The 24408-nt window shown below is 60.2% G+C and carries 20 protein-coding genes; 13 read left to right on the plus strand and 7 right to left on the minus strand.

The window, feature by feature from the left end; translation table 11 throughout:
* Positions 1-40: 40 nt before the first annotated feature.
* Genes FHT86_RS26295 through FHT86_RS26305 form a run of 3 tightly spaced genes read right to left on the minus strand, consistent with a single transcriptional unit; the run spans position 41 to position 5872 of the window.
* Positions 41-3442, minus strand: coding sequence for an error-prone DNA polymerase (locus FHT86_RS26295; RefSeq protein ID WP_133708735.1), 3402 nt, complete (start codon positions 3440-3442; stop codon positions 41-43).
* Positions 3439-4863 carry a Y-family DNA polymerase gene (locus FHT86_RS26300; RefSeq protein ID WP_246779669.1) on the minus strand — a complete coding sequence of 475 codons (1425 nt, stop codon included), beginning with the start codon at positions 4861-4863 and terminating at the stop codon, positions 3439-3441. Before FHT86_RS26300 ends, FHT86_RS26295 begins: the two co-directional genes overlap by 4 nt.
* Positions 4864-4903: 40 nt before the next feature.
* The gene (locus FHT86_RS26305) at positions 4904-5872 is read right to left on the minus strand and encodes an ImuA family protein (protein ID WP_183868910.1); all 969 of its coding nucleotides are present in this window, start codon (positions 5870-5872) and stop codon (positions 4904-4906) included.
* A 163-nt stretch (positions 5873-6035) separates the two neighbouring features.
* Between FHT86_RS26305 and FHT86_RS26310 the strand changes: the two genes are divergently transcribed.
* The gene (locus FHT86_RS26310; RefSeq protein WP_133708733.1) at positions 6036-6473 is read left to right on the plus strand and encodes a metallopeptidase family protein; all 438 of its coding nucleotides are present in this window, start codon (positions 6036-6038) and stop codon (positions 6471-6473) included.
* Between the two features lie 19 nt (positions 6474-6492).
* Here the strand turns inward: FHT86_RS26310 and FHT86_RS26315 are convergent, their stop codons facing one another.
* Positions 6493-6699: a DUF1737 domain-containing protein gene (locus tag FHT86_RS26315; protein ID WP_133708732.1), complete on the minus strand. Its 207-nt coding sequence runs from the start codon at positions 6697-6699 to the stop codon at positions 6493-6495.
* Positions 6700-6720: 21 nt separating this feature from the next.
* A complete protein-coding gene (locus FHT86_RS26320; RefSeq protein ID WP_133708731.1) occupies positions 6721-7671 on the minus strand; it encodes a CoA ester lyase in 951 nt (316 codons plus the stop codon).
* A gap of 126 nt (positions 7672-7797) precedes the next feature.
* Between FHT86_RS26320 and FHT86_RS26325 the strand changes: the two genes are divergently transcribed.
* From FHT86_RS26325 to FHT86_RS26375, 11 genes are all read left to right on the plus strand, one after another.
* Positions 7798-8028 carry a hypothetical protein gene (locus FHT86_RS26325; RefSeq protein WP_133709258.1) on the plus strand — a complete coding sequence of 77 codons (231 nt, stop codon included), beginning with the start codon at positions 7798-7800 and terminating at the stop codon, positions 8026-8028.
* A 193-nt stretch (positions 8029-8221) separates the two neighbouring features.
* Positions 8222-8830: a 3-isopropylmalate dehydratase small subunit gene (gene leuD, locus FHT86_RS26330; protein WP_133708730.1), complete on the plus strand. Its 609-nt coding sequence runs from the start codon at positions 8222-8224 to the stop codon at positions 8828-8830.
* 197 nt (positions 8831-9027) lie between these two features.
* Positions 9028-9846, plus strand: a complete 819-nt coding sequence (locus FHT86_RS26335) for a sugar phosphate isomerase/epimerase family protein (protein ID WP_133708729.1) — start codon at positions 9028-9030, stop codon at positions 9844-9846.
* Between the two features lie 169 nt (positions 9847-10015).
* Positions 10016-11128 carry a 3-isopropylmalate dehydrogenase gene (gene leuB / locus FHT86_RS26340; protein WP_133708728.1) on the plus strand — a complete coding sequence of 371 codons (1113 nt, stop codon included), beginning with the start codon at positions 10016-10018 and terminating at the stop codon, positions 11126-11128.
* Positions 11129-11282: 154 nt separating this feature from the next.
* Positions 11283-12062: a phosphatase PAP2 family protein gene (locus FHT86_RS26345; protein ID WP_246779647.1), complete on the plus strand. Its 780-nt coding sequence runs from the start codon at positions 11283-11285 to the stop codon at positions 12060-12062.
* Between the two features lie 95 nt (positions 12063-12157).
* Positions 12158-12898: a lipid A 1-phosphatase LpxE gene (lpxE, locus tag FHT86_RS26350; RefSeq protein WP_133708727.1), complete on the plus strand. Its 741-nt coding sequence runs from the start codon at positions 12158-12160 to the stop codon at positions 12896-12898.
* 39 nt (positions 12899-12937) lie between these two features.
* On the plus strand, positions 12938-13438 hold the full coding sequence (locus FHT86_RS38180) for an ArsR/SmtB family transcription factor (RefSeq protein ID WP_246779648.1): 501 nt from the start codon (positions 12938-12940) through the stop codon (positions 13436-13438).
* Between the two features lie 173 nt (positions 13439-13611).
* Positions 13612-14361, plus strand: a complete 750-nt coding sequence (locus FHT86_RS26360) for a glucose 1-dehydrogenase (protein WP_133708726.1) — start codon at positions 13612-13614, stop codon at positions 14359-14361.
* A 308-nt stretch (positions 14362-14669) separates the two neighbouring features.
* On the plus strand, positions 14670-15179 hold the full coding sequence (locus tag FHT86_RS26365; protein WP_133708725.1) for a Dps family protein: 510 nt from the start codon (positions 14670-14672) through the stop codon (positions 15177-15179).
* 328 nt (positions 15180-15507) lie between these two features.
* Positions 15508-16542: an aspartate-semialdehyde dehydrogenase gene (locus FHT86_RS26370; protein WP_133708724.1), complete on the plus strand. Its 1035-nt coding sequence runs from the start codon at positions 15508-15510 to the stop codon at positions 16540-16542.
* Positions 16543-16832: 290 nt separating this feature from the next.
* The gene (locus FHT86_RS26375) at positions 16833-17654 is read left to right on the plus strand and encodes a lytic transglycosylase domain-containing protein (protein ID WP_133708723.1); all 822 of its coding nucleotides are present in this window, start codon (positions 16833-16835) and stop codon (positions 17652-17654) included.
* Positions 17655-17720: 66 nt separating this feature from the next.
* Here FHT86_RS26375 and FHT86_RS26380 read toward each other — a convergent pair whose 3' ends face one another.
* Both FHT86_RS26380 and pdxY read right to left on the minus strand, forming a co-directional pair.
* The gene (locus FHT86_RS26380) at positions 17721-18368 is read right to left on the minus strand and encodes a carbonic anhydrase (RefSeq protein WP_133708722.1); all 648 of its coding nucleotides are present in this window, start codon (positions 18366-18368) and stop codon (positions 17721-17723) included.
* A 71-nt stretch (positions 18369-18439) separates the two neighbouring features.
* Positions 18440-19315 (minus strand): pyridoxal kinase PdxY, encoded by an 876-nt coding sequence (gene pdxY / locus FHT86_RS26385; RefSeq protein WP_133708721.1) that lies wholly within the window; start codon positions 19313-19315, stop codon positions 18440-18442.
* A gap of 297 nt (positions 19316-19612) precedes the next feature.
* Between pdxY and FHT86_RS26390 the strand changes: the two genes are divergently transcribed.
* Positions 19613-24403: an NAD-glutamate dehydrogenase gene (locus FHT86_RS26390; protein WP_133708720.1), complete on the plus strand. Its 4791-nt coding sequence runs from the start codon at positions 19613-19615 to the stop codon at positions 24401-24403.
* The last annotated feature ends 5 nt before the right edge of the window (positions 24404-24408 follow it).

Raw genomic sequence — 24408 nt, forward strand, 5'->3', positions numbered from 1 at the left:
CCGAACGGGTCACTTCAGTGTGAGGTGCGGCCCCTGCGTATCAATGGAAGTTACGGCCTCGCGGCATGACGCTTGCTGTCCCAGTGATATCGCTGCGGCCATCTGCCGCTATCTCGGCGGCCTGCTCCCGCGCCGACCGGCTTGCCTCGTCGAGCCGCTTCTTTTGCCGATGATCCATGGTCGGACGCAAGGCCTCATCTGCCCGGTCACTGACGCCGAAACGCCTGGTTTCGCGTTGCAGCAGACCCAGCGCCGGGGTCATGTCCTCGATATAATCGACCACCACATGGATGACGCCGCTTTCGCTCTGCAGACGGCCACGAATCTTGACCAGCCGGGCGCTCATGACGATGGCGCGGTATTTCTCAAACATTTTCGGCCAGACGATCGCATTGGCAACGCCAGTCTCGTCTTCCAGCGTCATGAAGATCACCCCATTCGCCGATCCCGGCCGCTGGCGCACCAGCACCAGCCCGGCGACCGTCACCATCCGTCCATCAGGAACACTGGGCAAATCCCGGTTCTGCATGATGCCGATATTGGAGAGATCCGCACGCAGGAAGGAAAGCGGATGCGCCTTCAGCGACAGCGAGAGATAGCGATAATCCTCGATCACCTGCTCGCCGGGCAGCATTTCCGGCAGGGAGACCGCAGGCTCGACCTGCAGATCGGCGCGGTCGGCAAGATCGAAGAGAGGGAGCTTCTCGGCGGCACTGCCCACGTCCAGCGCCCTGACAGCCCATAGAGCCTCGCGACGGCCAAGCCCGATCGAACGGAAAGCATCGGCATCGGCCAGGCGCTCGATATCGGACTTGGCAAGGCCGGAGCGCAACCAGAGATCGCGCACGGAGGTGTAGCCGGAACCGCGATTGGCTACCAGCTTCTCTGTCATGTCGTCTTCCGACAGCCCTTTGACCTGCAGGAAGCCGAGACGGACCGCCCGTCTCGTCCTGATCACTTCCCGCATCGACGCATGGCGCGGCTCAATCGCATCCCTGTCGAAGGGCGCCTCTTCCAAAAGCGATTCCCATTCCGATCTATTGATATCCACCGGCCGCATCTCGACGCCATGCTCGCGCGCATCGCGCACGAGCTGCGCCGGCGCATAAAAACCCATTGGCTGCGAATTCAGCAGCGCCGCGCAGAAGACATCGGGATAATAAGCCTTCATCCAGGCGGAAGCGTAGACGAGGAGAGCGAAGGAGGCCGCGTGGCTTTCCGGAAAACCATATTCGCCGAAACCCTTGATCTGCTCGAAGCAGTTTTTGGCGAATTCTCGCTTATACCCCCTCGCGACCATGCCTTCGACCATCTTCTCCTCGAACTTATGGATCGTTCCAGTCCGCTTGAAAGTCGCCATCGCCCGACGCAACTTGTCGGCCTCAGCGGGCGTAAACCCGGCAGCCGTGATTGCGATCTGCATGGCTTGTTCCTGGAATAGGGGAACACCCAGCGTTCGTTCCAGAACCAACTCCAGTTCCTTGCTCGGATAGTCGAGAGGTTTCCCCGCGCGATCAGCCTCCCGCCGCTTGAGATAGGGATGCACCATGTTGCCTTGGATCGGTCCCGGTCGAACGATCGCCACCTCGATGACCAGATCGTAGAATTTGCGTGGCTTGAGGCGCGGCAGCATGCTCATCTGCGCCCGGCTTTCGATCTGGAAGACGCCGATCGTGTCGGCACGGCAGATCATGTCATAGACCGGCACGCCATCGGGGTGATTGGCGTTGCCGAGATCGGCCAGCTCCTTCTTCACATCATAATGCAGCAGAAGCAGCTCGAAAGCCTTGGCGAGGCAGGTCAGCATGCCCAAGGCCAGAACATCGATCTTCAGAATATTGAGACTATCGAGATCGTCCTTATTCCACTCGATCATGTAGCGATCGTCCATCGCCGTATGCATGATCGGCACGACCTCATCCAGCCTGTCCCTGGTGATGACGAAGCCGCCGACATGCTGGGTGAGGTGACGCGGAAAACCCATCAGCGTCGTGGCATAGGAGAGAACGCGCTGCGTCGTCCGATCCCTGAGATCGAGGCCGGCAACCTTCGCCTCGCGTTCGGACAATTCTTCCGTCGACCAGCCCCAGACACCGCTCGCCAGGGCCGACTGCACATCTTCGGACAGACCGAAGGCCTTAGCCACCTCGCGGCCGGCCGAGCGCGCGCGATAACTAGTGACTGCCGCCGTCAGTCCGGCATGCTCTTTGTTGTAATGCCTGTAGATATACTGAATGACCTCTTCGCGCTTCTCATGCTCGAAATCGACGTCGATATCCGGCGGCTCTTCCCGCTCCGTCGAGATGAAGCGCTCGAACAAAAGCGTCGTGATCTCCGGATTGACCTCGGTAATTCGAAGACAATAGCAGACCGTGGAATTGGCGGCGGAACCGCGGCCCTGGCACAGGATATTCTCATTGCGGGCATATTCCATGATGCGGTGCACCGTCAGGAAATAAGGCTCGTACTGCCTCTGCTTGATCAGATCGAGTTCATAGTCGATCTGCTTGGCGACCTTCGGTGGAATACCATGAGGATAACGCCATTTGGCACCCGCCCGTGTCAGCCGCTCCAGCGTTTCCGAGACAGTCTCACCCGAAACGCTCTCATCAGGATAATTATGCTTCAGCTCATCCAGCGAAAAAGACAGCCGGCTAAAAAACTTCTGCGTATTGGCGATAGCTTTCGGATAGTTTTTAAAAAGGCGCGCCATCTCGGCCCCACCCTTCAGATAGCGTTCGGCATTGGCCGCCAGCTTGAAACCGGCCTCGGCGATCGGCACATGCTCGCGGATCGAAACGACGATGTCGGCAAGCGGCTTGCGTTCGGTTGCGTGATAGAGCGGCTGGTTGCTGGCGATCAGCCGCACCCCATTGCGTAACGCCAAGATGGAGAGAGTGGCAAAGACCAGCCGATCCTGCCCGTCATAAGCAGGCGACAAGACCATATGAAGCTTCCTGCCGAAGCGCATCCATAGCCGCGCCAGGTACTGCTCCAGTTTTGCCTGCCCTTCCGGTGTCTCCACGCTCTCAGCATCGGGAACGAGCGCCAGCATCATCTCGTCGCCCCATTCCATCAGGTCGGCTTCGAGGAGTTCGCAGGAACCCTTTTCGGCTCTGAGATTGCCGGCGCTTAGCAACCGGCAGAGATGGGCCCAGCCCTGGCGGTTCTGCGGAAAGGCAAGAATATCGGGCGTCTCGTCCGAGAAGACCAGGCGGGCGCCGGGCTGGAAGCGATAGCCATACTGCTTGGCAATGACATGCGCCCTGACTACGCCCGCGACGCTGTTTCGGTCAGCAATGCCGAGGCCACTAAGGCCGGCGATCTTGGCGGCCAGCACCATTTCCTCCGGATGCGAAGCACCCTCGAGAAAGGAAAAATTCGACCGTGCTCCGATCTCAAAAAAAGGAGGATTCCCGGAAAAGGACGGATGGGTGTTCATGCGAAGACCCCGTGCATGTACCAGCTGGGGGCGGCATCCTGGCCATAGAGACCCTTGCGGAACAGCCAGAAACGATGACCGGCCTCATCTTCAATGCGGAAATAGTCGCGGGCCGGTGTTTCCTCCTCGTCGATCCACCATTCCGCCGCAAGCCGCTCCGGCCCTTCGGCCCGTAGGACCCGGTGCATCATCCGCCGCCAACGGAATTGCCGCGGCGGACCATCAGGCACTTCGGTGGCAAAGGTTTCGATCGGCTCGGGCATGCGAAATAGCCGTAACGGCCGTTCGCCGCGGGAAAAGCCATGACCAGTATACTCGCTCCCTGTCCGTCTATGGGCGGCAAGGATTTCCACGGCAGGCATCGACCGAACGGCTCTTTCGGGAATATGGCTTTCCCGCAGTTCGAAGCCCTGCAGGCAGTCCGGCCCCAGTCGCGCCGCGACCCGGTCGGCAAAGGCGGCAAGCGAAGTGCCTTGCTGATCCTCCTCGACGAAATCGCCCTGCGCCGCATCGAAAGGCGCATGTTGCAGGACATTGAGGCGGACGATCTCGAAGCCATATCCCGCATCGAGATCATCATGAACAGCAGTAAAGCGCTCCGTAAACAGACCGGCGATCCGTCTTGGCTCCCGCAGCGGCTGCGACGCTCCGGCGGCGATGCGGAACACCGCACCGTCGACCCGGAACAGCAAAAGCTCGAACGAACGGCCACCGACGCCCCGACCTTCCAGTCCCGGCTTCAGGGTTTCGGCAAGCTGGTGGGCCAGTTGCAGGATATCAGCCTCCGCCTGCACCGGTTCGGCAAGCCGCCGCTCGACCGACAACTGCGCGACCGGCCGGCGCGGCGAGATCGGCTCCTCGTTCAGACCGACGGCCTGATCGAGCCGCAAAAGAAGCTGCGCACCGAAACGGCGGGTCAGCGGCGCTCGCGGCGCGGCCAGAAGATCGCTCACCCGCTTCAATCCCAGCTTCTGCAATGCGGCGACGGTTTCCTCGCCAAGCCTGAGCGAGGCGACCGGCAGCGGCGCCAGCGCCTCTTCCATGGCTTCCGGAGGAATGACGCGGCTGTCGTCAAAGCGGGCAACCGCCCAGGATAGACCCGGCGCGGAGGAGATGGCGCCGCGGACATCGAGCCCAAGACGGGAAATCCGGATGAGGATATCCTCGAGCAGCGCCTCTTCGCCGCCGAAGAGATGGGCGCAGCCGGTAATATCGAGGAAGAGCCCGTCCTTGCCGTCGATCGCCACCAGCGGCGTATAACGATCGCACCAATCGGCAATCGCCTCCAGTAGCTTGCGGTCCGCGCCGGGATCTTCTTCGACGACGTCAAGGGCGGGACAGATCGCCTTTGCCTCGGCAACGCCCTGGCTGAGCTTCAGGCCGATCGTCTCGGCCCTTTCATTGAGCGCGGTAAGCCGCATGGCATTGTTCAGCTTGCCGGCACAGGCGAGCGGCGGCGCTTCAAGCAGGCCTGCCGAACGCCACGACAGACCCCATCGTTTGCGGGCGATCCGGTCGGTCGGCAGATGCGGAAAGGTCAGCGCCAGAATGCGCTGCGTATTCGCCGGGAAAGGCAGGGCGCTGAGCGTCGAGGACAGGGGCAAACTGGCGGTCATGGGCATTCCACTCCAAGGTTATGGAAAAGGGCGCCGGGTTGCGGCTTTTTTCCAAGGTGAGACGAAAGGCCGGATGACCGATGCTGCCGCCAAGCATCGATCCATCCGGCAGAGGCCGCGCCAGGGCCGGCGCGGGTTCGACGAGCAGACGGAAGAGGGCGCTGCTCGCCTCCTCCTCGCCCGCTTGACGCAACAAAAATAAGGGCCGTCCCGCCGCCTTGGCCCTCAGGGCCAATCGCCGGCTCTCGGTCAGCCCGAAGCGGGCCGGATTGCCGCGCACCTCCAGGATGACGACCGCAAAGGCCGCGCTGACGAGCGCCGTCTCCGCCAGCCAAAGCGCCTCTTCCAGCTTGCGCGGCGATGCCTGCAGAAAGCCGGCCGGCTCCAATCCGAAATCCCGAAGCCCGATTGCATAGGGCAGGCCCGCCTCCATCGTCGCGACCGTATCGCCGATCCACAGAACCGGCGACACGGTCGCGGTTTTGCCGGCGGCTTGCGCTCCCAGCCGCGCAGCGAAAACTCTAAGCCGCGCAGCGAGAGCGAGAGTGAAACCGCTGGCCGCTCCGGCATCACGCAAGGCCAGCGACCGGATCTCCGTCAGCGCATCGAGCGGCACGCCGCCTTGCATCGCTTCGTCGAGACCGGCAACCCCAATTGCAAGTGGCTGGACAGCATCGGCCGGACCGGCCTGCGGCTCCGCCGCCCGCACCTCATGCGCCACGGCTGCCAGCGCCGGTATCGGCCTGCCTTCCAGTCGGGCGATGGTTTCACGCAGGGCAAAAAGCGTCTCCCGCGCCACGGCGGCCTCAGCCATGACGTTAGCTCCAGATCAATTATGTTCCTGTTATGTTCTTATGGATTCCAGAGGTCGAAAGAAGAGTCAACACCATTTTATGAGAAAATATTCCTCTGTCTGATTCCACTCTCGAAAAACCGAAACAAAGGCTCTATATGACCAGCTAAGGAAGGAAGCATTCATGGCCCGCATTGACCAGAGCGAGGATTGGCGGGACCGCCACGCACCCTCAATCAGCACATTTGAATCGCTGGCGCAGGAGGCTTACAGCCACCTGCCAGACGAATTTCGCTCGCTCACCGGCAATCTCATCATCTTGATCGAAGATTTTCCCGACGACGACGTGTTCGAGGACATGGCGCTGGAAACGCCATTCGACCTGCTCGGCCTGTTCGAAGGCCGCGGCATATCGGAGCGTTTCACCGCCCAAACCGGGGAAATGCCGAACAAGATCCGGCTCTATCGCCGGCCGATTATCGATTATTGGGCGGAAAACGAGGAAACCCTCGGCGACATCATCACCCATGTCCTGATCCACGAGATCGGCCACCATTTCGGCCTGAGCGACGAAGACATGGAGCGCATCGAGGAAAGCGCGGAAGAGGCGACGGATCGCTGATTAGGCGATCCTGTTACGCTTACTGCTCGGAAAGCTTCATTTCCGGATCGTAATCCTTGCCTGCGACCTCTTTGACGACGGCCTGGCCGCACTGCATCAGGCCGGTTGCGGCATTGAAGGCATAGGTCGGCGAGCCGGAGAGTTCCCAGCCCTTGTTGAGGGCAGCGGTCACCTTGTGGCAGAAGGAGGAATCATCCGGTCCGCTGAGGAAGCGATAAAGTTTCATCAAATCGTCTTTCGTAACGTATCAGCCTTCATCCTGAGGTGCTGCCGCAGGCAGCCTCAAAGGGCGTTCTGAAATCAGGCGAGCTTTATGGACCAGTCTTTCCGCCTGGACAAGATGCAGCCGCTCGACCATGCGCCCGCCGAAATTCACGACATTGAGACCAGCCGCCGCCGGATCGGCGAAAGCGGCGATGATGGCTTGCGCCTCGGCAAGAGCGGCCTCGTCCGGTCCGAAATGCCGGTTGGCGGTGTCGATCTGGTTCGGATGGATCAGCATCTTGCCGGCAAAGCCCATTGCGCGGCCCTCGGCACATTCGGCGTCCAGCGCCTGCATATCTTTGAAATCGTTTAAAACACTGTCGATAGCGTCGAGCCCATAGGCGCTGACGGCCAGCACCACCTGCATCAGCCAGGGCACGAGGTAGGCGCGGCCCGGTTGCGGCAACACGCCGGTCTCCTTGCGCAAATCGTTGAGGCCGACGACGAAACAATCGAGCCGGCTTCCCGGCGTACGGCCGGCCTCGGCTATTGCGGCAGCGTTCAAGATGCCGCGCGGCGTCTCGATCATCGCCCAGATGCGCAGGCTTTCCGGCGCGTCTGCCTCGGCAAGCCTGTCGCTGACAACAGTCACATCCTGCGGCTCGTCGATCTTGGGCAGAAGAACCGCATCCGGCTCGAGCGCCAAGACCAGTTCCAGATCATCGGCACCGAAACCGGATGACAAGCTATTGATGCGGATGATCCGCTCTTTGCCAGCCTCTTCTTTGTCGGCAGGCGGCGGATCGGTGAAAAAAATCCGCAAATTCTCCCGCGCTTCCGCCTTCTTCTCCGGCGCCACGGAATCCTCGAGATCGAAGATGACAGCATCGCAATCAAGGCTGGCTATCTTCCCAAGAGCGCGCCGATTGATCGCGGGGACACTCAGCACCGAACGGCGCAGGCGGATGGAACGGGGAGGGGCGGAGCGGCTCATGATTCAGTTTTGCCGCGCTTTCAGTCATCAGGCAAGATAACAATGGGCAAGACAACAAAAAGCCATGCTCCTCTTGCAGAGGGAAGAAGAGAGGACCACATTGCCATGAGTAGAGAGGTCTCGACCATGCAGAATATCCGTTCCTTGTTTATCGCGCTTGCCGGCATCACCGTGTTTGCAGCCCTGGCGCTGTTTACCGTTTCGCTCACGCTCGCCGTCGGCGGCATTCTCACCGTGCTTATGGTGGGCCGCGCGATTTCGTTGCGGATGAAGCCCGCTCCGGTACGTGCCAAGGCGAACGGTCAGCGCGAAATGCGCGTCTGGAACGACGGTCGCGGCACGATCATCGACCTCTGAGGCCGAAAACAGGGCAGGGCAGCCGTTGCCGGCTGCCGAATGCATTCGCCTAATTTCAGGCATGTTGCTGAAGAGCAGATTGCGACCAAAGCGCCGCACTGTAGAGCATTTCCAAGATTCTTCTTCATTTCGGGCGGGATTTGCTCTATTGGCAGGATAATTCGTGCTTAGGCGAAAATGAAGGCAGGACCCCATGGACAAGTTCGTGAAGTTGACCGGTGTCGCAGCACCGCTCCCGGTCGTCAATGTCGACACCGACATGATCATCCCGAAGGATTATTTGAAGACCATCAAGCGCACCGGTCTCGGTACGGGGTTGTTCGCTGAAGCCCGCTACAATGAAGATGGCTCGCCGAACCCGGATTTCGTGCTGAACAAGCCGGCCTATCAGAACGCCAAGATCCTCGTCGCCGGCGACAATTTCGGCTGCGGCTCCTCGCGCGAACATGCTCCCTGGGCACTGCTCGATTTCGGTATCCGCTGCGTCATTTCCACCAGCTTCGCCGACATCTTCTACAACAACTGCTTCAAGAACGGCATCCTGCCGATCAAAGTCAGCCAGGAAGACCTCGACAAGCTGATGGACGACGCCTCGCGCGGCTCCAACGCCATTCTGACGGTCGATCTGGAAAACCTTGAGATCACCGGCCCGGACGGCGGCTTGCTCAAGTTCGAACTAGACGAATTCAAGCGCCATTGCCTGCTGAACGGCCTCGACGATATCGGCCTGACGCTGGAAAAGGCCAAGGCCATCGACAGCTTCGAGAAGTCGAACGCCAGCGCTCGCCCCTGGGCAGCTTGATCGATTTCATCATCACATTTGCGTGCAGAAGCCGGGCTGAAAAGCCCGGCTTTTTCTTTTCGTGCCCGTGGAAAGGCCATGACATTTTGCCGGCTGTAATATCTCCGACAAGAAGCGGGTCCATATAGCCTCTGCGGAGCCCTTCAGGCCGCTCCTGCCCCCCTCGATTTTCCTCCTCCTCCCAATCGGAGCATTTCATGACCTCCCTTCCTATTGTCGGCGCCGCCATGACGCTGAACGACGTCGAAATCCATCGCAACTGGCTGCTGGAAAAGCCGCGCGACCTGGAATTGCAGAGCTTCGTCGAAGCCGAAATTCTGAACGGTGACTGGGCGCCGCTCGCCGAGCGCACCAAAAAGCTGCTCGACGGTCATCAGGGCCGCCTCGGCATTCATGGCCCGTTCTGGGGCTTCATCATCGCGTCGCAGGATCCGGATATCCGCGCCGTCGTCTCCAAGCGCATCCTGCAGGCCCTCGACGTCTGTGCCACGATCGGCGCCACGCAGATGGTCATCCATAGCCCCTACACGTCCTGGTCCTACAACAACCTCGACAACAACAAGGGCGAACGCGAAAAGATCATCGAATATACGCACCTGACGCTGAAGGACGCGGTCAAGCGCGCCGAAGACATCGGACTGACCATGGTCATCGAAAATATCGAGGACAAGGATCCCCATATCCGCGTCGGGCTTGCCGACAGCTTCAATTCGCCCGCTGTTGCCGTTTCGATCGACACCGGCCATGCCCAGTACGCACACGGCTACACCGGCGCACCGCCGGTCGACTACTACGTCCACGCGGCCGGCAACCGCCTGCAGCACATTCATCTGCAGGATGCCGACGGTTACGCCGACCGCCATTGGAGCCTCGGCGAAGGTAACATCCACTGGCGCGCCGTCTTCGCCGCTCTTGCCAAGCTCGAGAGCAACCCACGCCTGATCATCGAGATCAAGGACAAGTCGAAGATCCCGGCATCGGCCGCCTATCTGGCCTCGCTTGGATTGGCTGAGTAATCAGCCTTCTAAACTCCGGTCGGTATTTCCTGAAATCGCCGGCCGGAAACATAAAAAATGCGGCATTTTCCCTGCTGAAACCGTACCGCTTCGCCCCCTTCTTCGCTTGAAAAGCCGCACCTGCGGGTCTAAGAACCCGCAACTTGTTTCTTTTGCGGAGGCTTTTCCCATGACAGTGCGCAATCTCTTCCTCCTGCCGGGTGACGGCATCGGCCCCGAAGCTATGGGCGAAGTCCGCAAGATCATCGCCTACATGAACGAGGCGAAGAATGCCGGTTTCGTCACCGATGAAGGTCTGGTCGGCGGCAGCGCCTACGATGCACATGGTTCGGCCATTTCCGAGGAAGATATGGGCAAGGCACTGGCGGCCGACGCCGTTCTCTTCGGCGCCGTCGGCGGCCCGAAGTGGGACAGCGTACCTTATGAAGTGCGCCCCGAAGCCGGCCTGCTGCGCCTGCGCAAGGACCTGCAGCTTTTCGCCAACCTGCGCCCGGCCATCTGCTATCCCGCGCTGGCATCGGCTTCCTCGCTGAAGCCGGAGCTGGTCGACGGCCTCGATATCCTCATCATCCGTGAGCTCACCGGCGGCGTCTATTTCGGCGAGCCGAAAGAAATCATCGACCTCGGCAACGGCCAGAAGCGCGGCATCGACACCCAGGTTTACGATACCTACGAAATCGAGCGCATTGCCGGCGTCGCCTTTGAACTGGCGCGCACCCGCAACAATCGCGTCTGCTCGATGGAAAAGCGCAACGTCATGAAATCCGGCGTGCTTTGGAACCAGGTGGTCACCGCGACGCACAAGGAAAAATACGCCGACGTCCAGCTCGAGCACATGCTTGCTGACGCCGGCGGCATGCAGCTCGTTCGTCAGCCGAAGCAGTTCGACGTCATCGTCACCGACAATCTATTCGGCGACATGCTTTCGGACGTCGCGGCCATGCTGACCGGTTCGCTCGGGATGCTGCCGTCCGCCTCGCTCGGCGCCCCGGATGCCAAGACCGGCAAGCGCAAGGCGCTCTACGAACCGGTGCACGGTTCGGCCCCCGATATCGCTGGCAAGGGCATCGCCAACCCGATCGCCATGATCGCCTCATTCGCCATGTGCCTGCGCTACTCCTTCGGTCTCGTCACTGAGGCCGACGCGCTGGAAAAGGCGATCGCCAACGTGCTCGACAGCGGCATCCGCACCGGCGACATCATGTCCGCCGGCAGCCGTCAGGTCGGTACCACTGAAATGGGCGACGCCATCCTCGCCGAATTCAAGGCCCTGTCGGCATAATCGCCGACTAGCGCATCTTATCCGTTTTCTGGTAGCTCCACCTGAAAGCGGGATGCTCTAGTATTTCACGTGAAACATTCAAAGCCCTCGCTCTCTGCTTGCAAAGCGAGGGCTTTTTGTTGAACTCGACGCGACAGGCACTTATTTCCGTTGGATGAATACGGAAACGACACCGCCGCCGGGCATGATCCAGAAACAATCAAAGCCTTGGCAAAGGCTGGCGCGGCGCTATGACATCAGCCGCAGCCGCCACGGCCGCCTTCCTTGGCTCGGCTATACGCTGACGGCTATCAACATCGTCATTCTCGCCTTCTTCGTCTTCGACACACCGCTTGGGCAGACTGCGAAGAACCTCTCGCCGGAACTGATCGCGGTCGCAAGTGCCGTTACCGATATCGGCAGGCTGGCCTGGATTCTCACAGCGATCGCCGTCGTGCTTGCCGTGGGCCTTTTCGTCGTACGACGCTCGCCGACGCATGGCCGTTACCGGACCGCCCATCTCATCCGGATGGTTGCCTATGTCGGTCTGTCCGTTCTTTCTGCCAGCATCGTCGTGAACATTCTGAAATACGCAATCGGACGGGCGCGGCCCCTGCTTTATGACCAATACGGAATTTTTGGCTTCGAGCCGTTTCACGGCGACTTCCTGTTTCAGAGCTTTCCCTCGGCGCATTCGGCGAATGTTGGCGCGCTCTTTGCCGCCCTGGCCCTGCTTTTCCCGCGATTTCGGCTGCTGTTCGTCGGCATCGGCCTCTGGCTCGGCGCTTCGCGCATCATCATCGGCGTCCATTATCCAAGCGATGTCGCCGCGGGTCTGGCGCTCGGCGCCTGGATCGCTTTCGCCGTCGCGATCCTCTTTTCCCGTTTCGGCCTGGTCTTCTCCAAAGGACAAAATAATTGGCCGCTGCCGCGGCTGAACCATGGGCTTCGCTGACCTGTCAATCGTCTCAAATCCGTAAAAAAACTGTAGCAGGACCCTGCTACGCGTGATCGTCGACTTGGTGGAATTGGCGGCAACAGGCGGTGGGTATGCAGGCGATCTTGACGTCTCTCGACAGGCGGTGGCGACGGAACAAGAGCGGCTTTGCACCTTCGCATTGGAAGGTCTGCCTGTTCCTGACCGCCAATATCGTATTGCTCGCGGCCCTGCTGTTCGATTGGCCGGTCGGCGCAAATATCAAGAATATAGCTCCACCCATTCATTTCTTCGGCAAGCTGCTCACCAATTTCGGCGAATCCGGCTGGATCATCTTGCTCAGCGCCTTTCTGTTCTTCGAAGGCTGGGCCGGTAGCCGACTGTTGCAATCGCCACGCTGTCGCTGCCAGGCCCTGCGAATCTGTCAGATCGGCGGCTATCTGCTGACGACCATTGCGCTTTCGGGTATCGTTGCCAATCTCCTGAAGCGGGCCATCGGCCGTGCACGCCCCACGCATTTTGCGGATTGGGGTCCTTTCGGCTTCTCGCCCTTTAATGGCCATGCCGGCTTCGAAAGCTTCCCGTCCGGCCATGCGACCACTATTGGCGCCTTCTTCGTGGCGCTCGCCTTCCTCTTCCCACGCTATCGCTACATCTTCGCCGCCTGTGCCCTCTGGCTAGCCACGACACGCGTGATGATCGGCGCGCACTATCCAAGCGATGTCATCGCCGGCCTCGCGCTCGGCGGCTGGTTTTCCTTCATGGTGGCGATTGTCTATTCCCGCTACGGCCTGCTCTTCCGCATCGGCGAGATCGGCTGGCCGGTGCCGAGATTGCCGCTGCTGAGAAAGTAATCGTTCCCTTCTCCGTGGAGAGAAGCATCCGAAGGGCGAATGAACGGACAAACTTCGGTTCATCTTGAGAGCCGTTTGTTCCGACAACGCCGTCCCCACGAAGCGTCTTCCGACGAGGGCCAGATAAAGTTCTCGAAATCGACCATGCCGCCATCAACCATACCCCGAATGGTTGCCAATTTTTTGCTACGTTCATATATCTGGGGCAGTGAGTTCACGGGAAACCATCCCGTTGGTGATATGACGATGACGGATGCCGGGCCGATACGATTGAGCGAGAGACAACTGGGATTGATTTCCCGGGCGCTCGCCGAGCCGCGCCGGGTGCAGATGCTGAAGGAAATCGGCAGTCATTCCGAGCCGATGCCTTGCAGCGTGCTGACGCAATGCCATACCGTTAGCGCCGCAACGATCTCCCACCACCTGAAAGAGCTTGAAAACGCCGGTCTCATCGAGATCGTGCGGGAAGGCAAATTCGCGAATCTGGTGTTACGTCGCGACGTGCTTTCCGCCTATATGGCAGAACTCTCCCACATCTGACAATTTCCCACCCAGACGATTCTTTGTGCGCCGCACGCGCTCGCCCTTGTATCAGTTAGATGATTATCTAAATATCGAAGTGACGTGACGCGATCCACACTTTCACGGCCGCGGTCACGCCAACAATTCGATAGATATAAAATTATCTAACAAACATCTCGATAGGAGATATCATGAGCAAACTGGCAGGTAAGGTCGCGATCGTGACCGGAGCATCGAAGGGCATCGGCGCGGGCATCGCCAAGGCACTGGGCGAGGCGGGTGCAGCCGTTGTGGTCAATTATGCGTCGAGCCGCGAAGGCGCCGACAAGGTCGTGGCCGAAATCACCGCCAAGGGCGGCAAGGCGATCGCGGCCCATGGCGACGTTTCGAAATCCGCCGACGTGAAACGGCTTTTCGCTGAAACCAAGGAAGCCTTCGGCGGCGTCGACATCCTCGTCAACAATGCCGGCGTCTATCAATTCCAGCCGCTGGAAGAGATCACCGAAGAGGAATTCCACCGCGAATTCAACATCAACGTCCTCGGCACGCTGCTGACGATCCAGGAAGCCGTGAAGCATTTCGGCCCTGAAGGCGGCAATGTCATCAACATCGCCTCGACCGCCGTCACCATGAACCTGCCGACGGCCACAGTCTATACGGCGACCAAGGCGGCCGTGACCTCGATCACCCAGATCCTTGCCAAGGAGCTCGGTCCGCGCAACATCCGCGTCAACACCATCTCGCCGGGTGGCGTAGAGACTGAAGGCGTCATCGCGGCAGGCATCATCGGCAGCGATTTCGAAAAGCAGATGGTTTCGCAGACGCCGCTTGGCCGCCTGGGACAGCCAACAGACATCGCGCCGATCGCAGTTTTCCTCGCTTCCAAGGATTCCGGCTGGCTGACGGGCGAAACCCTTTATGCCGGCGGCGGTCTGAAGTAACGGCCTCTGTCCGAGCCGCTTCCCTCCTGACGAGGGGAGCGGCATTGTTCATCATCTCACAGCTCCAGCCCAATTGATCGCATCCGGCGACAATTGCCAAACCGTCTCCGTCTTCATACTATCATTTCGTTCGGGTTTTTCCGCAGATCCTCGCAGCCGTTTTTGCTGCGAAACGACCATCTTGACCGCGAAAACTTTCAAGACAGATCCTGTCTGCAATGCGATCCCACGCGAGAGCGCACGCCATTAATTCCTGCGAAAACCTCTGAGAGATCGCTGTTGCGAACAACAAAACGGAGCACGCCATCATGAATACCGCCAATACCAAATCGAAACTGGGCACCCGCACCAACCTCAGCCAAGAGGCGACACGCGATATTTCCGCAGCGCTGAATGCGTTGCTGGCGGATGTCTTTGCCCTTTATCTCAAGACCAAGAATTTCCATTGGCATATGAGCGGGCCGCATTTTCGCGACTACCACTTGTTGTTGGACGAGCAAGGCGAGCAGATCTTCGCCATGACCGACCCGATTGCCGAACGCGCCAGAAAGATCGGCGGCACCACGCTGCGTTCGATCGGCCATATCGCCAAGCTGCAGCGCATTCCCGACAATGACGCCGAATATGTCGACGCTCAGGACATGCTCGCCGAACTGGCCGACGACAACCTCAAGCTTGCTGCCGAAATTCGCGCCACCCACGACGTCTGCGATGAATATGGCGATATCGCCACCGCCAGCCTTCTCGAAAACTGGCTGGACGAAACGGAACGCCGCACCTGGTTCCTGTTCGAATCCACCCGCAACACCAATCGTTAAAAGTTCGCCCTGATTTCTGCGTTCCCGCGGAAGTGGGAACGCAAAATCCTTGACTCCTGTGGAAAACCTCTTAGAACCGGCGACGGAAAAGGAAGACCTCCATGGTTCGCTTCGAACAGATCGATAGCTTCAGTCACCTGGCAGTATTTGCCGGGCAGGAGTTCCGTTTTCCGGTTTCTTCCAAAACTAAGGCCAAAACGACGACGAAAACCGTCTGACGTCTCTGGCCTGCCGCTCTCTCCCCGGCCCGGTCGGGGACAGGAACCGGTCGTCATGGCCGTAGTTCCCCCCTCGCCCAAGAGGAGAGAAGAGAAAGAGAGCTTGAGAAATGGGTTTCAAAGTTGCAGTTGCGGGCGCGACCGGAAATGTCGGCCGCGAAATGCTCAACATTCTATCCGAACGCGGTTTTCCCGCTGACGAAGTCGTGGCGCTGGCATCGGCCCGCTCGCAGGGCACCGAAGTTTCCTTCGGCGACCGGACACTGAAGGTTTCGAACCTGGAGAACTACGATTTCTCCGACACCGATATCTGCCTGATGTCGGCCGGCGGCGATGTCTCCAAGAAGTTCTCGCCGAAGATCGGCGCCCAGGGCTGCGTCGTCATCGACAACTCCTCGGCCTGGCGCTACGACGCGGACGTGCCGCTGATCGTGCCGGAAGTCAATCCGGACGCCATCACCCAGTTCACCAAGCGCAACATCATCGCCAACCCGAATTGCTCGACCGCACAGCTTGTGGTGGCCCTGAAGCCGCTGCATGACTTCGCAAAGATCAAGCGCGTCGTCGTCTCCACTTACCAATCCGTCTCTGGCGCAGGCAAGGACGGCATGGACGAGCTCTTCAACCAGACCCGCGCCGTCTTCGTCGCCGATCCGATCGAGAACAAGAAGTTCCCCAAGCGTATCGCCTTCAACGTCATCCCGCAGATCGATGTGTTCATGGAAGACGGCTACACCAAGGAAGAATGGAAGGTGCTGGCCGAAACCAAGAAGATGCTCGACCCGAAGATCAAGGTCACCTGCACCGCCGTGCGCGTGCCGGTTTTCATCGGCCATTCGGAATCGGTCAACATCGAGTTCGAAAACGAGATCACCGCCGACCAGGCCCGCGATATCCTTCGCGAAGCCCCGGGCTGCCTTGTCATCGACAAGCGCGAGCCGGGCGGCTACATCACGCCTTATGAATCCGCCGGCGAGGACGCCACCTATATCTCGCGCATCCGCGAGGACGCGACGGTCGAAAACGGTCTCAACATCTGGGTCGTTTCCGACAATCTGCGCAAGGGCGCGGCACTGAACGCCATCCAGATCGCCGAACTCCTGATCAACCGCGGCCTGATCAAGCCGCGCAAGCAGGCGGCATAAACGGTTTATAAACCAATTTACGGTTTTTAAATCTTTGCTGGCTAAGCGGGATCCAAAGAAAAGCCTCGCCATTTCGGATCGAAAGGCGGGGCTTTTGCAAAGCTGCCGTTAAGTACAATGTTTCACGTGAAGCGAAAATACTGATCGCTAAAACGTGATAATGACAGAATCGCCGGATACTGGCATGGTCCGGTGACAGTAAGACCGCGCATAGGCCCGAAGAACGGAAGGCTTATGTGCCATCAAAAACGGTTACCGCGTCTCGCGCGGTAAGAATTCGGGGACTCTGAATGCGCATTACAAAGTCTGGAATGGCAGCTCTCGCGGCAGGCGGGTTGCTGTTGGTGACGCCGCTTGCGGCGAATGCGGCATCTTGCGGCAACTCGTCTGCCGGTTTTGAGAATTGGGTGCAGGAATTCAAGCAGGAAGCGCAGGCTCAGGGCGTGAGCGCCTCTGTCCTCGACCGAGCCTTTGCCAACGTGCACTACAATCAACCGACCATCCGCGCCGATCGCGGCCAGAAGAGCTTCAAGCTCTCTTTCGACGACTTCATGCGGAAGCGCGGCGGGCAGGCGATCATCAGCCGCGGCAAGAGCGTAAAACAGGCCAATGCCGCGTTGTTCGCTAGGATCGAAAAGCGTTATGGTGTGCCCGCCGGCCCGATCATCGCCATCTGGGGCATGGAAACCGGTTTTGGCGGCTTCATGGGCGACCAGCATACGCTTTCAGCCGTGTCGACGCTCGCCTATGACTGCCGCCGCTCCGACTATTTCACCGATCAGCTCTATGCTGCCCTCAAGCTCGTCGGCGAAGGCTATCTCAGCCCGTCGGCTCGCGGCGCGGCCCATGGTGAAATCGGCCAGACGCAGTTCATGCCGAAGAACGTCGTCAATTTCGGTGTCGACGGCGATGGCGACGGCAGGGTCGATCTGGTCGGCTCCCGCGCCGACGCGCTGGCCTCGACTGCAAACTTCCTGAGGGGCCACGGCTGGCAGCCTGGTCTTGGCTATCAGCCCGGCGAACCAAATTTCGCGGCGATTGGCGGCTGGAACGATGCGGTCGTCTACCAGCAGGCAATCGCCTACATCGGCAAGCAGATCGACGGCCAATAAACACCACGGCAAATCAACAGGCGGCGCTTCGACCAAATGGTTGGAGCGCCTTTTTCGTTGCCTGTCTTATTCTTGGATTTCAGGCCTGATGAAATCGCGGGTTTTCGCGTCCATTACCCACAGCTCGCCGGTGGAGATATCGAACCAGGCGCCGTGCAGGTTCAATTTCCCTTCCTCCTCCAGCGACTTGATATCGGGAAAGCTGCGCAGATTGTCGAGCGAATTGCGGATGGAGATGCGCTCCAGCGCCGTCTGACGCTCGGCTGGCGTCATGACGTCATTGCTCTGGATCTGTTCGGCAGCGGGCTTTACGAGGCCCATCCACCGGCCGATGAAATCGCCCGGCGATAGCGGCTCGGCATTCGGGTCCAACGCCGCGCGGATGCCTCCACAGCGACCATGCCCCATGACGACGATATCCGAGACCTTCAGTGACTGCACCGCGAATTCTAGAGCTGCGGACGTCGCGTGAAAATGGCCATCCGGCTCGTAGGGCGGCACCATATTGGCGACGTTGCGGATAACGAAAAGCTCGCCGGGACCAGCATCGAAAATGGTCTCCGGGGCCGAACGGCTGTCGGAACAGGCAATCACCAGGGTCGCGGGCTTCTGCCCTTCCTCTGCAAGGCTGCGATAGCGCTCGCGCTCATCGACGTAACGCCCGCTCATGAAGTTGCGATAGCCGTTCAGAAGGGAGATAGGAAAGCTCTGCATGGTACTGAATTACAGCGCAGCGCCGCCGATGGCAACTATTGCACTGCAAAAAGCTGCCGACACCCCAACCGCTATTTCTTCCGCCGTTGCGCCGGATGCAGCAGGTGCCGCATCTGCACCATCGCCATCGGCGTCGACAGACTGGATGCATCGGCGGCAAGAGTCAGCTCGTCGCTGCCGCGCTTGACTGCACGCGCCAGCACTTCATAGACGCTGGCCGTGGTCAATTGCAAAGCCCGCTCTTCGTCCATGCCGGAAAGAAGCCGCGACAGAAAGACGGCCGAGAGCAGGTCGCCGAGCCCGTTCGGCGCATTGTCGATGCTGCGATGTTCGGCAAACAGCGCGTTGCGGCCGCTGAGATAGAGATTGCCCGTGCCGCCGGTCATCATTGGCACGGCTGACGTCACCAGCATGCGCGATGGTCCCAGCGCCAGGGCAGCTTCCATGACGGCATTGTTGTCCTCCAGCGGCGCACCGGCGAACCAGGCAAGCTCGTAGCGGTTCGGCGTCGCCAGCGAAGCCAGCGGGATGAGGTGATCTCGGATCGCTTCCGCGGTTGCTTCGGGTACGTACAGCCCACCGGCATCGCCGATGACTGGATCGCAGGCATAGATGAGATCGGGGTTCTTTTCCCGCAGAGCCGTTACCAGTCGAGCGACGGAACGTGCCTGCGCGGCATTGCCGAAATAACCCGACAGCACTGCCTTCACCTCGGGCAGCCAGGGTGCGGCGATGAGGTCGTCGATCGCATGGTCGAAATCCGCTTCGGCAAAGGTCAGTCGCGTCGAGCGGCCATGGCCGGGGTGCCAGGGCAAAACGACGGTCGGCAGTGCCCAGACCGGATGGCCCAAGGTTTCAAGTGCGAAGACCGCCGCGCGATTGCCGACAGAACCTCTGACGACATGACTGGAGATGACGATAACGGCGCCTGCCGCAGTGTCCGACATGATGCTTGCTTCCAGTTCCGATGTTGCGACTTCGATGGCGCCGTTGATGATCTTTTTATCGTCACTCTGTCAACCACACTTCACAGAGTCATGAAACCCTCTGTTGACTAGCTTATGTCCGCCAATTTTGCCCTAATCTTCATGCGGTTTGCAGTGAGATCTCGCAGGCCAGCAAGATTCTTCAAAATTCGAGACCTGATCGGTCAAAAAGCAATGAAATCCGCATTCATTTTGCCAGTTTTTTCGATAGACCTTCTGATAAGGTGACCAAAACTCTTGAAATAGGGGAGGAATTTCATGGCATCCAGGACCAATCCGAAGCGGGAAAAACAGATCGAAGCGGCGCGCAAGATCGCCGCCGCGACCGGCGAGACGCATCTCGATCCGGAGATCCTGTTCGGCCGGGCGAGCAATGACGATATGGAGCGCTACAGCCCGGAAATGCTCGCCCTTGCCGCGGTACATGCGGCCAGGGAACTGGCGGCCTGGAGCGGTGCCTCTCCCCGCGTCAATATCGAGCAGGTTGCCAACATCGACCCCGAGGGCATGCCTGTCTCGATCCTGTCGATCACCGACCACAACATGCCCTTCCTCTACGAATCGGCCATGGGCGAGGTGACGAGCAGCTACCGCGACCTTTACATGGCCGTGCATCCGATCCTCGTGATCGAAGACGGCAAGCAACCCACGCTTTATTCCGCCGATCAACCGAGCGATCCCGCTCACCGTGTCAGCCACATCCAACTGCATCTGTCGCCCCTGACGGGTGCGCAGGCAACGGACCTGATCAAACGCGTGCTAACCGTGCTTGATCAGACACATCTGACCGTTTCCGATTGGAAGTCGATGCTGGCGCGGCTGGATACCGTGATATTGGAGCTTTCCACCTATGAGGCCGGCGGCCGCCGCAAGGCGGATCGTGACGAGGCGCTGGCCTTCCTCGCCTGGCTGCGCGACGGAAATTTCACCTTCCTCGGCATGCGCGAATATGTCTATTCCGGCAAGGGCGCCGACGCCAAGGTGGAGCGTGACCGCGGCGCCGGCCTCGGCATCCTCTCCAATCCGGACGTCCTCGTCCTACGGCAGGGGAAGGACGCCGTCACCACCACACCGGAAATCCTGGCCTTCCTCGATGGGCCGGATTTCCTGATCGTCACCAAGGCCAATGTCAAGTCGGTCGTCCACCGCCGCGCCTATATGGACTATGTCGGAGTCAAGCGTTTCGATGCCAACGGCAATGTCACCGGCGAACTGCGCATCGTCGGCCTCTATACTTCGACCGCATACACGAGTGCCGCAGCCGAGGTGCCGTTGCTGCGTTCCAAGGTGCAGAAGGTCAAGGACCACTTCGGCTTCGACCCGGCCAGCCATTCCGGACGCATGCTGGACAACACCTTGGAATCCTATCCGCGCGACGATCTCTTCCAGATCGACACGACACTGCTTGCAAGCTTTGCCGAACAGATCAACGACCTTGCCGACCGGCCCCGCGTGCGCGCACTGCCGCGCATCGATCATTTCGACCGTTTCGTCTCGGTCATCGTCTATGTTCCGCGCGAGGAATATGATTCCGTCGTCCGTGAGAAGATCGGCAACCATCTGAAGACCGTCTATGACGGCCGCGTTTCCGCCTACTACCCGGCCTTCCCGGAAGGCGGCGTGGCGCGCGTGCATTTCATCATCGGCCGCAGCGCCGGCAAGACCCCGCACATTCCGCAGGCCAAGCTCGAAGAGGCGATCCGCGCCATCACCGCCCGCTGGGACGACCGCTTCGAAATGCTGGCCGGGCCGAAGGCACCGCATATCTCGGTCAGCCAGGCCTTCCAGGAGGCCTTTTCGCCGGAGGATGCCGTCGCCGACCTGCCCGATATCACGGCCACCACCGGTGCCGGACAGATCCGCATCGCCTTCTACATCCGCAAGGACGAAGCGGGTGATATCCTGTCGCTCAAGATCTTCCACGGCCAAGGCAATCTGGCGCTGTCGCGCCGCGTGCCGCTGCTCGAAAATCTCGGTTTCAATGTCTTGAGCGAGCGGACCTTCGATATCTATGTCACCGCCAAGGACAGCGCGACCGGTCATGTCGTTCTCCACGACATGGAGCTGGAAGCCCGCAGTGGCGTGACGATCGATCTCGCTCGGCATGGGGCAGCGCTGGAGGAAGCTTTCCTTGCCGCCTTCGGCGGCACGATCGACAATGACGGCTTCAACCGGCTGATCGTCTCGGCCGATCTTTCCGCCCGCGAAACTAACGTTTTGCGCGCCTACGCCCGTTATCTCCGCCAGGCCGGCATCGCCTATTCGCAGGATTACATCGCCGCGACGCTGGACAAATATCCTCGCATCGCAGGCTCGATCTTCCGCCTGTTCCACGATACGCTCGACCCCAAGCTCAGCGACAAGAACCGCACGAAAAGGCTTTCCGAGCTGCATGCGACCATCGAAACCGAGCTCGCCGACGTTCCAAGCCTCGACGACGACCGGATTCTCCGCCGCTATGTCAATGCGGTCGATGCGACGCTGCGCACCAACTATTTCCAGAGGAATCCGGACGGCACTCCGAAGGCCATGCTCGCATTCAAGCTCGACCCGAAACTGCTGGACGGTCTGCCGGAGCCGCGGCCTTTCCGCGAGATCTTCGTCTATGGCGTCGAAGTCGAGGGCGTGCACCTGCGCTTCGGCAAGGTCGCCCGCGGCGGGCTGCGCTGGTCGGACCGCGCAGAGGACTATCGCACCGAGGTGCTTGGCCTGGTGAAGGCACAGCAGGTGAAGAACGCCGTCATCGTGCCTGTCGGCGCCAAGGGCGGCTTCTATCCCAAGAAGCTGCCGATCGGCGGCAGCCGCGATGAGATTTTCAATACCGGCCGCGATGCCTACAAGACCTATATCCGCACGCTTCTATCGATCACCGACAACATCGCAGGCGCCGATATCATCGCGCCGCCGGACACGGTGCGGCTGGATGGCGACGACCCCTATTTCGTCGTCGCCGCCGATAAGGGTACCGCTACTTTCTCCGACACCGCCAATTCCCTGGCGCAGGAAGCCGGCTTCTGGCTCGACGACGCCTTCGCCTCCGGCGGCTCGGCCGGCTACGACCACAAGAAGATGGGCATCACCGCCCGCGGCGCCTGGGAGACCGTCAAGCGTCACTTCCGTGAAATGGATATCGACATCCAGACGACGCCCTTCACCGTCGCCGGCGTTGGCGATATGTCTGGCGACGTCTTCGGCAACGGCATGCTGCTGTCGCCGAAAATCCGCCTGCTTGCTGCCTTCGATCACCGCGATATCTTCATCGATCCCGATCCGGACATGGAAACGACGCTCGCTGAGCGGCAGCGGCTGTTCAACCTTGCCCGCTCGAGCTGGCAGGATTTCGACAAGAGCATTCTGTCGAAAGGTGCGATGATCATCTCCCGTTCGGCGAAATCGGTAACGCTAACAGCTGAGGCCGCAGCCGCTATCGGTATCGAGAAGGCGGTGGCGACGCCCTTCGAGATCATGACGGCGATCCTGAAGAGCCCGGTGGACCTGCTCTGGTTCGGCGGCATCGGTAGCTATGTGAAGGCACCGGCCGAAACGGATTCGGAAGTCGGTGACCGTGCCAACGATCCGATCCGCATCACGGCGGAAGAGGTTCGGGCCAAGGTAATCGGCGAGGGCGCCAATCTGGGCGTCACCCAGAAGGGCCGTATCGCCTATGGTCTCAGGGGCGGACGCTGCAATTCCGACGCCATCGACAATTCGGCGGGGGTCAACACCTCGGACGTCGAGGTCAACATCAAGATCGCGCTTGCGTCCGCCATGTTCGATGGCCGCCTGACGCGCGCCAAGCGCGATACGCTGCTGGCGTCGATGACTGACGAAGTGGCGGTGCTTGTGCTGCGAAACAACTATCTGCAGTCGCTGGCGATCTCATTGACCGAACGCAAAGGCACCGGCAACGGCCTGGAACTCAGCCGCTTCATGAGCGTGCTGGAGGCGGCCAAGCAGCTCAACCGCAAGGTCGAGACGCTGCCGGACGACCAGACCTTTGCCGAGCGCTACGCCAATGGCCGGCCGCTCAGTCGCGCCGAGATCGGCGTCCTGCTCTCCTACGCGAAGATCGTCCTCTTCGATGCCCTGGCGGCGAGCGGCTTGCCGGACGATCCCTATTTTGCCGCAACGCTCAACCGCTACTTCCCGGCGAAGATGCAGCGTTCCCATGCTGCCGATATCGCAGGCCATCGGCTACGTCGCGAAATCATCGCGACAGCGCTCGCAAACGAAGCGATCAACCGCGGCGGACCGGGCTTTGCCGTCAGCATGATGGATGCGACGGCGGCGTCTGCCGCCGAAGTGGTCAAAGCTGCCGTGCTCGCCCGCGACGGCTTCGATCTCGACCGGCTCTGGAACGAAACGGATGCACTGGACGGCAAGGTCGGCGGCCAGACACAGAACCGCGTCTATGCAGAAATCACCGAGGTCTACACGGCTCTCACGCGTCTGTTGCTGAAAACCGGCGCGGCCAAGGGCGACATCGAGGAAACTGTTAGCCGGCTTCAGACGGCGTTGAAAAAACTACGCCCGGTCTTCCTCAGCCATATCCCGGCGGATTTTACGGCCGAGATCGCAGCCCGACAGGCAGACTACCAGGCCGCCGGTCTCCCGGAAAAGCTCGCCTCCGAGATCGCGACGATCTATGCGCTTGTCCTCGTGCCGGAGATCATGCAGATCGCCGAACGCACCGGCGATACGCTCAACCGTGCCGCCGAAAGCTATTTCACCGTGTCGCAGACTTTCCGCGTCGGTCGCCTGTTGCTTGCCGGCAACCGCATCGTCACCGGCGATCACTATGAAAGCCTGGCGCTGGCGCGCAGCCTCGACCAGATCGCCGGCGCCCGCCGCGATATCGTCATCTCGGCGCTGAGCAATCATCCCAAGGACAAACAACCGATCCTGGCATGGCACGCCGAGGACCGCATCCGCATCAACCGCATTGCCGAAGAGCTTGCAGGCCTCAGCGAAAGCGGCGATCCGAACCTTGCCCGAATCACTGTCGCCGCCGGCCTCCTGACCGACCTTGCGCACGACCGGGCGAGATGAGACAG

Source organism: Rhizobium sp. BK313 (assembly GCF_014193655.1).
Taxonomy (GTDB): domain Bacteria; phylum Pseudomonadota; class Alphaproteobacteria; order Rhizobiales; family Rhizobiaceae; genus Rhizobium.

What these genes read in the sequence shown, in the direction of transcription:
- pdxY (WP_133708721.1), bottom strand. Translation starts at nt 19,315, where the DNA reads ATGTCGGACACTGCGGCAGGCGCCGTTATCGTCATCTCCAGTCATGTC.
- FHT86_RS26300 (WP_246779669.1), bottom strand. Translation starts at nt 4,863, where the DNA reads ATGCGGCTTACCGCGCTCAATGAAAGGGCCGAGACGATCGGCCTGAAG.
- FHT86_RS26315 (WP_133708732.1), bottom strand. Translation starts at nt 6,699, where the DNA reads ATGAAACTTTATCGCTTCCTCAGCGGACCGGATGATTCCTCCTTCTGC.
- FHT86_RS26375 (WP_133708723.1), top strand. Translation starts at nt 16,833, where the DNA reads ATGCGCATTACAAAGTCTGGAATGGCAGCTCTCGCGGCAGGCGGGTTG.
- FHT86_RS26325 (WP_133709258.1), top strand. Translation starts at nt 7,798, where the DNA reads ATGCAGAATATCCGTTCCTTGTTTATCGCGCTTGCCGGCATCACCGTG.
- FHT86_RS26365 (WP_133708725.1), top strand. Translation starts at nt 14,670, where the DNA reads ATGAATACCGCCAATACCAAATCGAAACTGGGCACCCGCACCAACCTC.
- lpxE (WP_133708727.1), top strand. Translation starts at nt 12,158, where the DNA reads ATGCAGGCGATCTTGACGTCTCTCGACAGGCGGTGGCGACGGAACAAG.
- FHT86_RS26305 (WP_183868910.1), bottom strand. Translation starts at nt 5,872, where the DNA reads ATGGCTGAGGCCGCCGTGGCGCGGGAGACGCTTTTTGCCCTGCGTGAA.
- FHT86_RS38180 (WP_246779648.1), top strand. Translation starts at nt 12,938, where the DNA reads ATGAACGGACAAACTTCGGTTCATCTTGAGAGCCGTTTGTTCCGACAA.
- FHT86_RS26380 (WP_133708722.1), bottom strand. Translation starts at nt 18,368, where the DNA reads ATGCAGAGCTTTCCTATCTCCCTTCTGAACGGCTATCGCAACTTCATG.
- FHT86_RS26360 (WP_133708726.1), top strand. Translation starts at nt 13,612, where the DNA reads ATGAGCAAACTGGCAGGTAAGGTCGCGATCGTGACCGGAGCATCGAAG.
- FHT86_RS26335 (WP_133708729.1), top strand. Translation starts at nt 9,028, where the DNA reads ATGACCTCCCTTCCTATTGTCGGCGCCGCCATGACGCTGAACGACGTC.
- FHT86_RS26345 (WP_246779647.1), top strand. Translation starts at nt 11,283, where the DNA reads ATGAATACGGAAACGACACCGCCGCCGGGCATGATCCAGAAACAATCA.
- FHT86_RS26310 (WP_133708733.1), top strand. Translation starts at nt 6,036, where the DNA reads ATGGCCCGCATTGACCAGAGCGAGGATTGGCGGGACCGCCACGCACCC.
- FHT86_RS26370 (WP_133708724.1), top strand. Translation starts at nt 15,508, where the DNA reads ATGGGTTTCAAAGTTGCAGTTGCGGGCGCGACCGGAAATGTCGGCCGC.
- FHT86_RS26390 (WP_133708720.1), top strand. Translation starts at nt 19,613, where the DNA reads ATGGCATCCAGGACCAATCCGAAGCGGGAAAAACAGATCGAAGCGGCG.
- leuD (WP_133708730.1), top strand. Translation starts at nt 8,222, where the DNA reads ATGGACAAGTTCGTGAAGTTGACCGGTGTCGCAGCACCGCTCCCGGTC.
- FHT86_RS26320 (WP_133708731.1), bottom strand. Translation starts at nt 7,671, where the DNA reads ATGAGCCGCTCCGCCCCTCCCCGTTCCATCCGCCTGCGCCGTTCGGTG.
- leuB (WP_133708728.1), top strand. Translation starts at nt 10,016, where the DNA reads ATGACAGTGCGCAATCTCTTCCTCCTGCCGGGTGACGGCATCGGCCCC.
- FHT86_RS26295 (WP_133708735.1), bottom strand. Translation starts at nt 3,442, where the DNA reads ATGAACACCCATCCGTCCTTTTCCGGGAATCCTCCTTTTTTTGAGATC.